The sequence below is a fragment of the Phenylobacterium sp. genome (assembly GCF_035539035.1).
Lineage (GTDB): Bacteria > Pseudomonadota > Alphaproteobacteria > Caulobacterales > Caulobacteraceae > Phenylobacterium.
Genome location: NZ_DATLJI010000016.1, coordinates 1,144,810 through 1,157,165 on the forward strand (window position 1 = coordinate 1,144,810; position 12,356 = coordinate 1,157,165).

At 71.4% G+C, this 12,356-nt stretch carries 18 protein-coding genes; 3 read left to right on the top strand and 15 right to left on the bottom strand.

The window, feature by feature from the left end:
* Positions 1–50 precede the first annotated feature (50 nt).
* The gene (locus tag VM685_RS19580) at positions 51–428 is read left to right on the top strand and encodes a response regulator (protein WP_325461857.1); all 378 of its coding nucleotides are present in this window, start codon (positions 51–53) and stop codon (positions 426–428) included.
* Here the strand turns inward: VM685_RS19580 and VM685_RS19585 are convergent.
* The 6 genes from VM685_RS19585 to VM685_RS19610 all read right to left on the bottom strand — a co-directional run bounded on the left by VM685_RS19585 (position 418) and on the right by VM685_RS19610 (position 4,118).
* Positions 418–1,002, bottom strand: coding sequence for a hypothetical protein (locus VM685_RS19585; RefSeq protein WP_325461858.1), 585 nt, complete (start codon positions 1,000–1,002; stop codon positions 418–420). The genes VM685_RS19580 and VM685_RS19585 overlap by 11 nt on opposite strands.
* 117 nt (positions 1,003–1,119) lie before the next feature.
* Positions 1,120–1,440: a UrcA family protein gene (locus VM685_RS19590; RefSeq protein ID WP_325461859.1), complete on the bottom strand. Its 321-nt coding sequence runs from the start codon at positions 1,438–1,440 to the stop codon at positions 1,120–1,122.
* 162 nt (positions 1,441–1,602) lie between these two features.
* Positions 1,603–2,184, bottom strand: a complete 582-nt coding sequence (locus VM685_RS19595) for a peptidase S14 (protein ID WP_325461860.1) — start codon at positions 2,182–2,184, stop codon at positions 1,603–1,605.
* A 42-nt stretch (positions 2,185–2,226) separates the two neighbouring features.
* Positions 2,227–3,315, bottom strand: a complete 1,089-nt coding sequence (locus VM685_RS19600) for an NADH:flavin oxidoreductase (RefSeq protein ID WP_325461861.1) — start codon at positions 3,313–3,315, stop codon at positions 2,227–2,229.
* 87 nt (positions 3,316–3,402) lie between these two features.
* Positions 3,403–3,762, bottom strand: a complete 360-nt coding sequence (locus tag VM685_RS19605; protein WP_325461862.1) for a hypothetical protein — start codon at positions 3,760–3,762, stop codon at positions 3,403–3,405.
* Positions 3,759–4,118 (bottom strand): hypothetical protein, encoded by a 360-nt coding sequence (locus VM685_RS19610; protein WP_325461863.1) that lies wholly within the window; start codon positions 4,116–4,118, stop codon positions 3,759–3,761. The genes VM685_RS19605 and VM685_RS19610 overlap by 4 nt, the downstream gene beginning before the upstream one ends.
* Before the next feature lie 168 nt (positions 4,119–4,286).
* On the opposite strand from VM685_RS19610, the gene VM685_RS19615 reads away from it, so the two are divergent.
* Entirely contained in the window at positions 4,287–4,751 is a 465-nt protein-coding gene (locus tag VM685_RS19615; protein ID WP_325461864.1) for an ArsI/CadI family heavy metal resistance metalloenzyme, read from the top strand.
* Here VM685_RS19615 and arsB read toward each other — a convergent pair.
* The 4 genes from arsB to VM685_RS19635 form a co-directional block, all read right to left on the bottom strand.
* On the bottom strand, positions 4,748–5,860 hold the full coding sequence (arsB, locus tag VM685_RS19620) for an ACR3 family arsenite efflux transporter (protein WP_414693393.1): 1,113 nt from the start codon (positions 5,858–5,860) through the stop codon (positions 4,748–4,750). The genes VM685_RS19615 and arsB overlap by 4 nt on opposite strands.
* Positions 5,857–6,387 (bottom strand): arsenate reductase ArsC, encoded by a 531-nt coding sequence (locus tag VM685_RS19625; RefSeq protein WP_325461865.1) that lies wholly within the window; start codon positions 6,385–6,387, stop codon positions 5,857–5,859. The genes arsB and VM685_RS19625 overlap by 4 nt, the downstream gene beginning before the upstream one ends.
* An 11-nt stretch (positions 6,388–6,398) precedes the next feature.
* Complete coding sequence (locus tag VM685_RS19630; protein ID WP_325461866.1) at positions 6,399–6,752, bottom strand: metalloregulator ArsR/SmtB family transcription factor; 354 nt, start codon at positions 6,750–6,752, stop codon at positions 6,399–6,401.
* A 77-nt stretch (positions 6,753–6,829) separates the two neighbouring features.
* Positions 6,830–7,579 (bottom strand): class I SAM-dependent methyltransferase, encoded by a 750-nt coding sequence (locus tag VM685_RS19635; protein WP_325461867.1) that lies wholly within the window; start codon positions 7,577–7,579, stop codon positions 6,830–6,832.
* Between the two features lie 163 nt (positions 7,580–7,742).
* Here VM685_RS19635 and VM685_RS19640 point away from each other — a divergent pair, with 163 nt between their 5' ends.
* Positions 7,743–8,534 carry a hypothetical protein gene (locus VM685_RS19640; protein WP_325461868.1) on the top strand — a complete coding sequence of 264 codons (792 nt, stop codon included), beginning with the start codon at positions 7,743–7,745 and terminating at the stop codon, positions 8,532–8,534.
* A 102-nt stretch (positions 8,535–8,636) separates the two neighbouring features.
* Here VM685_RS19640 and VM685_RS19645 read toward each other — a convergent pair whose 3' ends face one another.
* The 5 genes from VM685_RS19645 to VM685_RS19665 form a co-directional block, all read right to left on the bottom strand.
* Positions 8,637–9,188 (bottom strand): ATP-binding protein, encoded by a 552-nt coding sequence (locus tag VM685_RS19645; RefSeq protein WP_325461869.1) that lies wholly within the window; start codon positions 9,186–9,188, stop codon positions 8,637–8,639.
* 219 nt (positions 9,189–9,407) lie between these two features.
* Positions 9,408–9,857, bottom strand: a complete 450-nt coding sequence (locus tag VM685_RS19650) for a tetratricopeptide repeat protein (protein ID WP_325461870.1) — start codon at positions 9,855–9,857, stop codon at positions 9,408–9,410.
* Positions 9,858–10,308: 451 nt separating this feature from the next.
* On the bottom strand, positions 10,309–10,638 hold the full coding sequence (locus VM685_RS19655; protein ID WP_325461871.1) for a hypothetical protein: 330 nt from the start codon (positions 10,636–10,638) through the stop codon (positions 10,309–10,311).
* A 421-nt stretch (positions 10,639–11,059) separates the two neighbouring features.
* Entirely contained in the window at positions 11,060–11,914 is an 855-nt protein-coding gene (locus VM685_RS19660) for an enoyl-CoA hydratase-related protein (RefSeq protein WP_325461872.1), read from the bottom strand.
* A gap of 70 nt (positions 11,915–11,984) precedes the next feature.
* Complete coding sequence (locus tag VM685_RS19665) at positions 11,985–12,281, bottom strand: hypothetical protein (RefSeq protein WP_325461873.1); 297 nt, start codon at positions 12,279–12,281, stop codon at positions 11,985–11,987.
* Positions 12,282–12,356 lie beyond the last annotated feature (75 nt).

The window sequence follows — 12,356 nt, forward strand, 5'->3', positions numbered from 1 at the left end:
GTGGACCTCCCGCATCGTGTCGGCTAGGCGACCGTCAGGATAGAGGATGCATGACGACAGTTCTGCTTGTCGAAGATGAGGCGGATGTCCGCGAGCTGATCGAGGACGCCTTCGCCGACCGCGGGTTCGAGGTCCGCTCGGCCGACACCGACACGCGCGCCTACCAGCTCCTGGAACAGCAGGCCCCCGTCATCGACGTCCTGGTGGCCGACATCAATCTCGGCGCCGGCACCACCGGCTTCGACGTCGCCCGCCGGGCGCGCCAGCTCAGGCCCGAGCTGAAGGTCGTCTACATCACCGGCCACGCCGCCCACCTCGACCGCTTCGGCGTCGACGGCGCGGTGATGTTCCCCAAGCCGTTCAATCCCCGCGAGCTCGCCGACCAGGTGGCGGGCCTGCTCGACGGCGGGACCGCCGTCAGGGCGTAGCGGCCGCCGTCCGCGGCGGCTTGTGGGCCACCAGCTCGATGCGGAACTCCGCGGCGATGTTGTTGCGGGTCTTCAGGAGCTCCTGCGCCTCGTCGGTGGTCATAGCCCCGCTGTTCAGCCGGCCCCGGTAGGGCTCGTCGAGCATCACGTCGCGGCGGACGAGCTCGAAATCCACGTCGAGGTAGAGCGCGAGCGGCGTGTTGGCGGTCCCGGCGTTGCGCCAGCTCTGGTTCTTCGGCCGATCGAACAGCTCCATCATCTGGGGCGTGATCGGCCGCACGTGCGTCGGGTCGTTCAGGAAGTTGTCGTGCCGCGGATGCGGCACGTGGATCCGCACCACCCCGCCCGGCGCGGCGATCCGGTAGACCTCGCGCATGATCGCCAGGAACACCTTGGGGTCGGCCCCCATGTGCTCCAGCGAGTGGTTGAAGAGGATCTCCTCGGCGCAGCCGTCGGGCCACGGCCAGGGCGTGACCTCCAGGTCCACCACCTCGTCCGGTTCGCTCGCCGCGGCCGCGTCGACGTTGACGTAGCCCGGCTGCTTGTTCTGGCCGCAGCCCATGTTGAACTTCATGGACGAGTGTTAGCAGCGCCGGCCGCCCACGAAAAAGCCCCTCCCGTTGGGGTGGGAGGGGCTTCGACGGAGCGGGCCCGGCCAGGTCCGGGGGGAGAGTCCCGCTCGCGTGGGGGACTAGCGGGCGGCGTAGGTGGCGCCGCGGATCTGCGCCAGCTGGGCGGCCGGCAGCTTCTCGTGCAGTTCGCTCATCACCGCCGAGCGGCAGTTGGCGCGGACCAGCGGGCTCTCCGGGCCGCGGGAGTCGCGGCAGAACTCGCGGGCCGCGTGCTTGGCGCGCTGCTCGAAGGCGGCCAGGCCGTGGGCGCTGTTCAGGTCGATGTCGCTCACCTGCACGCTCACCGGGCGGGCGTCGGCCGTGGTGGCGATGGCGGCCAGCGGCAGGGCGGCGAGGGCCAGGGTGGCGACGCCGGCGATACGGGACGCGAAGTTCGTCATGTTCAATCCCTCGGTTGGGCGTCGGCGTTCATTCGCCGGCGATGAGAGATGAATACTTGGGTGTTTCCTGAAGGTCCCGTGAATACGAGGTAATGACGCCGATTTAACAATATTACGGCGCGTTCATGGAGATCATTACATGGCGTTCATGTGTAACGGCCGTCACACGACGCCGGCGATCAGCCCCAGTGACAGCGCCTCGTCGGCCGAGACGTACCAGTTGGACTGCGCCCGCTCGAGGAGGTCGTCCATCGCCACCCGGCTGCCGGCGATCAGGTCCTCGAACCCCTCCCGCTCCAGGTCGAGGCCCACGTCGATCTGGTTGAGCAGGGCTTCCACCCGCTTGCGGGCCTGCGCCAGCGGCCCGTTCAGGTCGACGGTCTGGGCGAGGCTGCGGCAGTGGATCAGCAGGCAGGTCCCCCGCGACAGCCAGCGGTCCTCCCGCGGGAAGCCGGACATCGCCGTCACGCCCGCCGAGTAGACCACCGCCTTGCCGAAGAACAGCGGCCGCCGGCCGGTGCGCTCGCGGAACAGCCGGATGTCGGTGGCGATCCGCCGGCCCACGTCGGCGTCGCCGCCCGTGGTGGTGAGCTCCAGCACGACCGGGTCCGGTCCCGCCTCGGCCGCCGCGAAGGCCTCCTTGAAGGCCCGCAGCATCTCGTCGTCCACCGTGCCGTGCAGGCGGACCTGCGGGCGCGCGAGCGCCTCGGGGGGCGACGTGGTGGGGGCTGCGACCTGGTTCATCCGCCGCAGCAACGCAGGCCGCGCCGCGGCGGTTGCTGACGCTCAGGCGGCTTCCACGAAGCCCGGCCAGTTGCCCATGTAGTCCACGAAGGCCGGCGACAGGCCCTCGGCCTCCAGGTGGCCGCGGGACACCGGCCGGGCGACCGGCTCGAAGCCGGGGTCGCGCCGCACGCGCTCGGGGAAGTCGTGGTGCAGGATCGCCGCCCGGCCGATCACCGCATAGTCGTAGCCGTCGGCCAGCAGCTCGGCGGCCTGCGCCCCGGTCATGATCTTGCCGGCCGCGCCCAGCCGCACGGGCCCGCGGTCCAGCTCGGCGAAATAGGCCGCGAGCTTGCGGCCCTTGAACTCGTCCTCCACCGGCTCCTTGGCCACGTCCCACAGCGACATGTCGAGGAAGTCGATCCGGCCCTGGCGCAGCACCTCCTGGGTCACCTCGACGATCTCGGCCAGCCTCAGGCCGAACCGCTCGGGCGACAGCCGCAGGCCGAGCTGGAAGTCCGGCCGCGTGCGGCCGCGGATCGCGTCGATGATCTCGAACAGCAGCCGCGCGCGGTTCTCCACCGAGCCGCCGTAGGCGTCCGTGCGCCGGTTCAGCTCCGGCGACAGGAACTGGGCGACGACATAGCCGTGCGCCCCGTGGATCTCGACGCCGTCGAAGCCGGCCTTCTCCGCCCGCACGGCCGCCGCGGCGAAGGACTCCACCAGCCCCTCGACCTCGGCCCCGGTGAACGCCCGCGCGCCGGTCTCCGGGTCGTCGGAGGGGCAGAGCGGCTCGCCCACCAGGTCCTTCGGGCTGCGGTTGCCGGCGTGGTGCAGCTGCACCGACGAGACGCTGCCGTTCGCCCGGATCTCGGCGGCGAGCCGGCTGAGGCCGGGGATGTGGTCGTCGGCGAAGATCCCGAGCTGCCCTGGGAAGCCCTGGCCCTGGGCGGCCACGTGCGCCGCGCAGGTCATCGTCAGGCCGAAGCCGCCCTGCGCCCGCATGGTCAGCCACCGGTACTCCGCCTCCGAGAGCAGGCCGTTCGGATGGCTCTGCTGGTTGGTCAGCGGGGCCAGCATGAAGCGGTTCTTCCACTCCGGCCCGTGCTGGAAGGTGATCGGCTGGAACAGGGCTTCGACGGACGACGGCATGTGGCGGGGCTCTCCTCGGGGCGGCGCCGACTGAGGTAGAGCGCCGCTGGCCCTTCCGCAACGGCGCCGCAACGTGAGGCGCCGCGCCTAGCCGGCCTTGCGGCAGGCCTCGACGATCCGCTCCAGCTCGGCGAGCCTGCGCATCCGCAGCAGCCGGCCGGCGGCCAGCAGCTGGTAGCGGTCCGCCGCCTCGCCCGCCGCGCGCAGCCGGGCGTCGGTGTCCGGATAGCGGGGCGGCGGCGGCAGGTTGCGGGGCACGCAGCTCGCCCGCGCCTTCCGCTCCACGCCCGCCGGCGCGGCGGGAGGCGGCGCGGGCGGGGCCTCGACGACGGGGACAGGCGCGGCGACCGGCGGCGCGGACCGGCCGGGCAGGCTCGCGCAGCCGCTCACGCCGATCGCGAGGGCCAGCAGGACGGAGCGGGAGCGTCGCGCGGCGGCCAGGCTCATTTCAGGCTGTTCAGGACGGCCTGGTCGGCGCTCTCCATGCGCGCGCAGGTGTCGAAGCCGGCCGGCGCCTCGTTCACCAGCCGCTCGGCGATCTTCTCGGCGCTCGCGTCGCCCGGCGCGGGCGGAGCGTCGGCGAGCGCCGGCTGGGCCGCGCCCGGGGCCAGCGGCGCCTGCCAGTAGACGGCGGCGGCGTTGAGCTGCCCGTCGAGCCGGGCGATGCGGCCCTCGAGCTCGGCGCGGGTGTGGGCGGCGGACGACCAGCTCAGGCCGAGCAGCACCGCCAGCACGGCGGCGACGCCGGTGGCGGTGGGGCCGGCCACCGGGCTGGTGAGCGCGCGGAGGATGGGATCGAACATGGCTGCGCCCTCTGGTGGGTCCGGATTCGACGAAGCTGCGCCTTGGATGTCAACGGCCAAGCCGCGCCGCGCTCCCCACTGCCCCGGGATTCGGGCCGATTCCGGGGCAGGCTTGACGATTCCATATTTCTCGAAATATAGATTCGTCATCGACAACGGAGACCGGCCATGAAGCGCCTCCACCTGCACGTCAGCGTGCCCGACCTTTCCCAGTCCATCGCCTTCTACGAGACCCTGTTCGGCGCCAAGCCCACGGTCGTGAAGGACGACTACGCCAAGTGGATGCTCGAGGATCCGCGCGTGAACTTCGCCATCTCGCAGCGCGAGCGCGCCGCCGGCCTCGACCACGTGGGCGTCCAGGTGGACAGCCGCGAGGAGCTGGCCGAGCTCGCCGGCCGCCTGAAGGCGGCCGGGGCCCAGACCTTCGACCAGGAGGCCGCGACCTGCTGCTACGCCCGCTCCGACAAGAGCTGGGTGGCCGATCCCGCCGGCCTGCGCTGGGAGACCTTCTTCACCTTCGGCGAGGCCACCGCCTACGGCGAGGACGACGTCCCGGCGGTGGCGGCCGAACCGGCCGCCGCGGCCTGCTGCGGCGCGCCCGCCAAGGCCGAGCCCGCGCCGGCCTGCTGCTAGCGGGTGATGGGCGGGGCGCAGCGCGCGGCGACGCGCTGGACGGCCCCGCCCCGCTCGTACCAGCCCTTCGACCGGTTCACGATCGCCACCACCGACAGCATCACCGGCACCTCGATCAGCACGCCGACCACCGTCGCGAGCGCCGCGCCCGAGGAGAAGCCGAACAGGCTGATCGCCGCGGCCACCGCCAGCTCGAAGAAGTTGGACGCCCCGATCAGCGCCGAGGGGCCGGCCACGCAGTGCGCCTCCCCGCTCCAGCGGTTCAGCAGATAGGCCAGGCCCGAGTTGAAATAGACCTGGATGGTGATCGGCACGGCCAGCATGGCGATGATCAGCGGCTGGGCGATGATCTGCTCCCCCTGGAAGCCGAACAGCAGGACCAGCGTCGCCAGCAGCGCCGTCAGCGACACCGGCCCGATCCGCCCCAGCACGCCCTGCAGCGCCGCCTCGCCGCCCCGCCGGAGCAGGAGCGTCCGGAAGACCTGCGCCAGGGCCACCGGGACCACGATGTAGAGCCCCACCGAGAGCAGCAGGGTCTCCCAGGGCACGGTGATCGCCGAGAGCCCCAGCAGCAGCCCCACGATCGGCGCGAAGGCCACCACCATGATGGCGTCGTTCACCGCCACCTGGCTCAGCGTGAAGTGCGGCTCGCCGCGGGTCAGGTTGCTCCACACGAAGACCATCGCCGTGCAGGGCGCCGCCGCCAGGATGATCAGGCCGGCGATGTAGCTGTTGATCTCGCCCGCCGGCAGGTAGGGCCGGAACAGCCAGCCGACGAACACCGCCCCCAGCGCCGCCATCGAGAACGGCTTCACCGCCCAGTTGACGAACAGGGTCACCCCGATGCCGCGCCAGTGCCGGCCCACCTCGCGCATGGCGCCGAAGTCGACCTTCATCAGCATGGGAATGATCATCAGCCAGATCAGCCCCGCCACCGGCAGGTTGACGCGGGCGACCTCGGCCCCGCCGATCGCCTGGAAGACGCCGGGGAACAGGTGGCCGAGGCCCACGCCGGCCACGATGCACAGCGCGACCCACAGCGTCAGGAAGCGCTCGAACCGCGACATGGCCTTGGGCCCCTCGGCGGGCGCCGGCGGTTCGATGCTCATGGGACGGAAGTCTCTGCGTCGGCGGCCTGGTGGATGGCCTTCAGCTTCGTCTGCAGCGCCAGCCGGTCGATGGACTCCATCGGCAGCGCCAGCAGCAGGTTGATGCGGTTGCGCAGCTGCCGGGTGGCCTCCCCGAACGCCACGCCGATCTCGGCCTCCGAGCCGGTCGCCGCCGCGGGATCGGGGATGCCCCAGTGCGCCGTCACCGGCTGGCCCGGCCACACGGGGCAGATCTCGCCCGCCGCGTCGTCGCAGACGGTGATGATCAGGTCGAGTTCGGGCGCCCCCGGCGCGGCGAACTCGTCCCAGGACTTGGAGCGGAAGTCCTCGGCCCGAAAGCCCAGGCTCTCCAGGATCGGGACGGCGTGCGGATTGACCTGCCCCTTGGGGAACGAGCCCGCCGAATAGGCCCGGAACCGGCCCCGGCCCTCCCGGTTCAGCAGCGCCTCGGCGATCACCGAGCGCGCGGAATTGCCGGTGCACAGGAACAGCACATTGTACGTCTTGCCCGTCGGCGTCTCGGCCACGGCGGTCTCCTTCAGGCGGAAGCGGCTTCGGCGGCGCAACCCTGGCCGGCCAGCGCCGCCAGCGGGGCGCAGATCTCCGGCGCGCCGGCGCAGCAGTCCTCCATCAGGAAGGCGAGCAGCTCGCGCATGGCCCCGTAGTTGGCCGTGTAGATGATCGAGCGCCCGTCCCGCCGAGACGAGACCAGGCCGGCGTGGGCCAGCACGTTGAGGCTGGCCGAGAGCGTGTTGGGCAGGACCTCCAGCCGCCGGGCGATCTCGCCGGCGGCCAGCCCCTCGCCGCCCGCCTGCACCAGCAGCCGGAACACGCCGAGCCGCCCCTCATGCGCCAGGGCGCCCAGCACCCCCACGGCCGATTTCGTTTCCATACTTCCAGACTAGACGAAATCTGCAACGCTTTGAAGACACACCTCCCCCATCGCGGCAGCGATGGGGGAGGCAGGCCCTACGGCTTGCGGAACTTCATTACGAACTGGTCGGTCTTGCCGCGCACCGAGGGGTCGAAGACGTTGGTCCCGATCTTGTCGGCCGTGCTCTTCAGGAGCGGGCTCTCGCCCTCGAAGCGGAAGCCCGCGGCCTCCACCTCCTTGCGCACGATCGCCGGGTCGATGCGGTGCAGGCTGTCGGCGGCCTCGAGCCCCGAGCCCGCGGCCGCCGTGTGGTCGACGATCAGGTAGACGCCGCCCGGCTTCAGCGACTTGAAGATCTCGGCGTTGACCTTGCTCGCCGTGTCCTTGGGGAACGGCTTCAGGTGCAGGTCGTGGTAGTTCTGGCTGGTGAACACCAGGTCCAGGCCGTCGGGCAGATCCAGCGCCTGCAGGCTGGCGTTCAGCGGCGTCACGTTCTTGTAGGCGCCGGCCACCGTCTTCAGGCTCTCGCCGTAGCTCGCCTGGAACTGGATGAATTCGGCCGGCTGGTAGGCGTAGACGTGGCCGTTCGGCCCCACCGCCGCGGCCAGGATGCGGGTGAAGTAGCCGCCGCCCATGATCAGGTCGGCCGCCTTGTCGCCCGGCTTCACGCCCGCGAAGGCCAGCAGCTCGCCGGGCTTGCGCGCCGCGTCGCGGGCGGTGTCCGCCGCCGGGCGGCTCGTGTCGCCCAGCGCCGTCGTGATGTTGGCCGGGACCTGGGCGGCCGCGGCGCCCGCGACGCCCAGCGCCAGGGCAGCCAGGATCGGGGCCAGTCGATTGCGCGTCATGGAGCGCCTCCCTCTCGTCTTTTCGAAGCGGGACCGTAGCACTTCCCCCCCGCCCGCCGCGAGCGCCCGCGAACGGCGTTCGCCGCGCCCCCGCGACCGCCTGTCGCTGGTCAGGTCCGCGGCGCCGTCGTACGATCCTCCGGCGTGTCAGATCGGAGCTGAAGTGTTCAAGCCTATCCTTCCGGGAGCGGCGGGCCTCGCCGTGCTCGGCGCGCTTGCCGGCCAGGCCATGGCCGCGCCCCTGGCCCCGGCGTCGGCCGGCCTTCCCTCCATCGCCTGGGTGATCAGCCCCGCCGAGGGCGTCTGCCGCACCGACCTGGAGCTGGCCGGCCGCTCGGGCGCCGTCTCCCCCGTCCAGCTGGTCTCCGACGGCGAGCGGCTCAGCCTGCGCTTCGCCCGCGACAACCTGCCGGAACAGGCCTTCCTCGCCGTCCGCATCGACCAGAAGCGGTTCTCGAACCTGATGACCCGCACCGCCGATCCGGCCGTGGGCGAGATGACGCTGAGCCCCGAGACCGAGGCGGCCTTGCGCAAGGGCGCCTCCCTCGACATCGCCTGGCTCGCCGCCGAGCCGGTGGGCGCCTCGCTCTCCGGCTCCGAACAGGGCGTCAACGACCTGAAAACCTGCGGCGCCCAGGCCGCCTCGCGCGCCCGCGCCCGGCAGGCGGCCCAGGCCGCCGAGGCCCAGCGCGCCGCCGACGAGGCCCACCGCCGCGCCGTCGCCGAGGCCGAGCTGCAGGCCGCCCGCGCCCAGGCCCAGGCCGCCGAGGCCGAACGCCAGCGCCTGGTCGACGAGGCCGAACGCCGCCGCGAGCTGGAGGACGCGCGCCGCCAGCAGGCCGCCTACGAGGCCCAGCGCCAGGCCTTCGAGGAAGCCGAGCGCCGCCGCGCCTGGGAGCCCGAACCCGAACCCTACCGCCCCGCCCCGCCCCCCTGGGCCTGGCGCCGGTACTGAGCCCGCGTCCCCTCCGCTCATCCCCGCGAAAGCGGGGACCCAGGCTTTTTCTTTCACCGGCCCGACGGGACGTCGGCCATGGGCGGCACGCACACCGCCCGTCTAGCGCACCGCCTCGGGCAGCTCCGCCCCCGGCGCGGCGATCTGGCCGGCGCCGGTCACGCTCAGCACCGCGCCCTCGAGCTCGGCCGGCGCGGGCGGCTCGTAGATGGCCTCCAGCATGCCGAACATCTCCGGCGTCACCTCCATGACGAAGGTCTCCCCCTTGGCGGTGTTCCGGTCGGCGACGCGGGCGCGGCGGACCTCCTGCGGCGCATCGACGAAGTGCCACTGCAGCGGCAGGCCCTTCGCCTCGGCCATCTGGCGGATGCGCTCCCGGTCGGCCCGCCGCATGGCGCCGGTGTCGAGGACCACCGGCGTCCCGGCGGCCAGCACGGCCTCGGCGGTGGACCAGATCAGCGCGTTGCAGCGGGCGAGGCGCTCCAGCATCCACCCGAAATCGATGGCGCCCTGGACGTCGGGGCCGAACAGCCGCGCTCCCCACTCGTCGAGGACGAAGGCGACCGCCCCCTCGCGGCGGGCCAGGGCGTGGGCGTAGGTGGTCTTCCCGGCCGCGCAGGGCCCGAAGATCACGTTCAGCGTGGCAGGCGTCATGCGTCACCCTCCCCTGAAGCTCAGGCGCAGCGTGGAGGCCCCGCCCGCCTGCGGCGTAGAACGGCCAAGCTTGCCCGCCGTTCCGCCCCTGCGGCCGCGGCAGCGCGTCAACCTCCGCCAACCCATGGCGGACGTTCTGGGAGGCCGCTGTCTCGCACGACTCCGGAGTGTCTGCTTCCGAGGGCAGGGCTGATGTCTGCTGTCGACCCGTTGCGGACCCTAGGAAGGAAGGTCGGCGAGCACAGATTCGAAGAACACCCGCGTGTCAGGCTCCGCCTTCGAAAGGTCGTGCGCGGGCACTGTGGCGATCCGTGCTCGTGCGTCCGCGTCGCGCCCCGCCCGCAACAGCGCCAAGGCGTAGTTAGCTTCAATCAGAACGCGGTCAGCGGAGGGTTCCCTCAGCGCCTGTTCGTAGGCAGCGAAGGCTTCCTCATAGCGACCGAGATCCGACAGATAATTGCCGAGGAGATTGCCATTCAGCCAGCTTGTGGGTGCGGCTTCCAAGCCTTTCCGCAAGACTGCTATCGCCTCTTCTTTTGAGCCTTCGCGAGCCAGCGCTTGAGCCTCGATCTCAAAGGCTCCTGAGTAACGAATGGAACGCAGTTCCTCAGCAGCGGCCAGTGCCTCGGCCGTCTTGCCTTGCTCCACTAAGGCAAGGCCGCGCGTCATCAGCCTGTCGGCTCGCTCTTGCGGCGAGCAGGCGCGAAAGAGGCGTGTCCACCAACCCACCTCCAAGCGTTACCACAGCAATGTCCGCTTCCCACCCGTTGCTGACCATCCCGACGTCCGCTCGCCGAAGGCGGCGACATCGCCCCTCCCGCCCATAGGTCCACGGTAGATCGCGAGCCTGCCGGGCCGCCATGGCCTTGAGCGCAGGACCGCCTCCGCCGTCCGCTCCGCTCGCGTCCCCTCTCCCGCAAGGCGGGAGAGGGCTAGGGTGAGGGCGGCGCGGCGGAAGGATCCCCGCCACCGTGGGACCCGCGCGCACGGGTCCACCGGAGCGCCCCGTCCATCCCCCTCCGCCGCCCTCACCCACCCTCTCCCACGGCGCTGCGCGCCTGGGAGAGGAGCCGCCGCCACAGGCCCGAAAGCGGATGCGACCGACGTCAGCGACGGGTGGCTAGCGGACGTTCGCCAAAGGATCGAAACGGGTACGTCGCCGCTTCCAATCCTCCAACTTCAAGTCCGCACAGCCGTATCCATCCGTATTGCTTGTCAGGGCGTTGCCGTCCACGACAGCCAGCCGATTGGCCATCCTGCGTAGGACTGCGGCTTCGCCCTTCGTCTTTGCCTGCCCAAGCGCTTCCACGACGAGTTGTCGAAAGAACGCGAGGTCGGCGGGGGACAGGCTGAAGGGACAAGGCTCCCCCCCGCTGTCCGGCATTGGCCGGCCAACTATGGGGGTCCCTGTATCGAAGACGAGATAGTCGTTAGAGGTGAAGTAGTTCATCGCATTCCCCTCCAGCGACAGCGTAACGTCAGCGTAGTCGTTGGTCGCCGACCATTTCGCGGATCCGTGCGCCAACGGTCTGCGCCACCTCCAATGCATGCCGCTAGCCTTCCAATTGTATGTGGCTGCGGCGTCTGCGGGGACGTATTTCGGACGAGGCAAGACCGGACCGATAGCCGGTACGACAGTGGGGTAGACGAAGAAGGGGCCGAGCAACAAAACGAAAAGTCCGGCGACCAAGGTTCCGAGCAAAGTAAGCGCTAAGGCCCGCTTCAAGTATACCTCCCCGCCATTTACTGGCTGAACCTAAAAGGTAGTCGAGCTGCGCCGCAACGCCGAACATCCGCCAAGGGTCGGAAGCGGACGTTGAGCGTTCTGCAACGGGGCTGTCGTGGGGGAGGTAGGCCTCCGGAGGCGCCCCCTACCCCTCCCACCACGGATACTGGCTCGGCATGTCCGTGGAGACCTTGCCCGGGAACTCCGGCCGACGCTTCTCCAGGAACGCCGCCACGCCCTCGCGCACGTCGAGGCCCGCGCCCAGCTCCATGGACATCGCCCCGTCCACGGCCAGCAGGCCGAACGGGTCGGGCGCGCCGGCGTAGCGCCACAGCATCTGGCGGGTGAGCGCGATCGACACCGGGGCGGTGTTCTCGGCGATCTCGAGCGCGATCTCCCGGGCCCGGGCCAGCAGGGCCTCGGGGGCCGTGACCTCGCTCACCAGGCCGCCGGCCAGCGCCTCCTGCGCCGGCACGAGCCGCCCCGACAGGCACCAGCGCAGGGCCTGCGGCAGGCCCACCAGCCTCGGCAGGAACCAGGCCGAGCCCGCCTCCGGCACGAGGCCGCGCCTCGCGAAGACGAAGCCGTAGCGCGCGCCCTCGGCGCAGATGCGGATGTCCATGGGCAGGGTGAGCGTCGCCCCCACCCCCACCGCCGCGCCGTTGACCGCCGCGATCGAGGGCTTGCGGCAGTTCCAGATGGCGCCCACGAAGCCCGCCCCCGAGCCTCGCGGCCGGTCGGGCGCGGCGAAGGCCACCGAGCCCTCGGCGCTCGCATCGAACGCGCCCGCCCCGCCGGAGATGTCGGCCCCGGCGCAGAACCCGCGGCCGGCCCCGGTGACGATCACCACCCGCACCGCGTCGTCGGCGTCGGCCCGCCGGAAGGCGTCCTCCAGCTCCGCGCCCATGGCGGCGGTGTAGGCGTTCAGCTTGTCCGGCCGGTTCAGGGTGATCGTCAGGATCGGCCCGTCGCGCTCGTAGAGCAGGGTCTCGTAAGCCATGGCGAAGCCTCGCGGAAACCTTCGGTCCGCGAGGCTCGGGCGCCCGCCGTTACGTCAGTCCAGCGCGATCCTAGCCGCTCACCGGCGCGCGCGCGTCGTTCTGGATCTTCTCCAGCGCGCGCCGCTCCTCGAGCTGCCGCATCTGGAGTTCCTGCTTGTTGTAGCAGCGCTTCTTGGGGATGCGGGTCCCCATGGGGGCCTCGTTGCGGCAGAACCGCTCGTCGCTGTTGCCGCCCTTCTTGGCCTTGGTGGGCGTCGCGGTGTCCGAAACCGCGACGGGCGCGGTCTCCACGGCGGCGGGCTTGGCCGGGTCGACGGATGGGTCCGCCGCGGCCAGCAGGGCCGCCGCCAGGATTGCCGAGATCATGGGTCCTCCGGGATCGTGTCTGGATGTCACCCTAGTCACCTGCGGTTACGCTTGGCGGGCGGCATTCGACGAACG

Coding starts and splice junctions, on each gene's coding strand:
- VM685_RS19580 (WP_325461857.1), top strand. CDS start 51: ATGACGACAGTTCTGCTTGTCGAAGATGAGGCGGATGTCCGCGAGCTG.
- VM685_RS19585 (WP_325461858.1), bottom strand. CDS start 1,002: ATGAAGTTCAACATGGGCTGCGGCCAGAACAAGCAGCCGGGCTACGTC.
- VM685_RS19590 (WP_325461859.1), bottom strand. CDS start 1,440: ATGACGAACTTCGCGTCCCGTATCGCCGGCGTCGCCACCCTGGCCCTC.
- VM685_RS19595 (WP_325461860.1), bottom strand. CDS start 2,184: ATGAACCAGGTCGCAGCCCCCACCACGTCGCCCCCCGAGGCGCTCGCG.
- VM685_RS19600 (WP_325461861.1), bottom strand. CDS start 3,315: ATGCCGTCGTCCGTCGAAGCCCTGTTCCAGCCGATCACCTTCCAGCAC.
- VM685_RS19605 (WP_325461862.1), bottom strand. CDS start 3,762: ATGAGCCTGGCCGCCGCGCGACGCTCCCGCTCCGTCCTGCTGGCCCTC.
- VM685_RS19610 (WP_325461863.1), bottom strand. CDS start 4,118: ATGTTCGATCCCATCCTCCGCGCGCTCACCAGCCCGGTGGCCGGCCCC.
- VM685_RS19615 (WP_325461864.1), top strand. CDS start 4,287: ATGAAGCGCCTCCACCTGCACGTCAGCGTGCCCGACCTTTCCCAGTCC.
- arsB (WP_414693393.1), bottom strand. CDS start 5,860: ATGAGCATCGAACCGCCGGCGCCCGCCGAGGGGCCCAAGGCCATGTCG.
- VM685_RS19630 (WP_325461866.1), bottom strand. CDS start 6,752: ATGGAAACGAAATCGGCCGTGGGGGTGCTGGGCGCCCTGGCGCATGAG.
- VM685_RS19635 (WP_325461867.1), bottom strand. CDS start 7,579: ATGACGCGCAATCGACTGGCCCCGATCCTGGCTGCCCTGGCGCTGGGC.
- VM685_RS19645 (WP_325461869.1), bottom strand. CDS start 9,188: ATGACGCCTGCCACGCTGAACGTGATCTTCGGGCCCTGCGCGGCCGGG.
- VM685_RS19650 (WP_325461870.1), bottom strand. CDS start 9,857: ATGACGCGCGGCCTTGCCTTAGTGGAGCAAGGCAAGACGGCCGAGGCA.
- VM685_RS19655 (WP_325461871.1), bottom strand. CDS start 10,638: ATGAACTACTTCACCTCTAACGACTATCTCGTCTTCGATACAGGGACC.
- VM685_RS19660 (WP_325461872.1), bottom strand. CDS start 11,914: ATGGCTTACGAGACCCTGCTCTACGAGCGCGACGGGCCGATCCTGACG.
- VM685_RS19665 (WP_325461873.1), bottom strand. CDS start 12,281: ATGATCTCGGCAATCCTGGCGGCGGCCCTGCTGGCCGCGGCGGACCCA.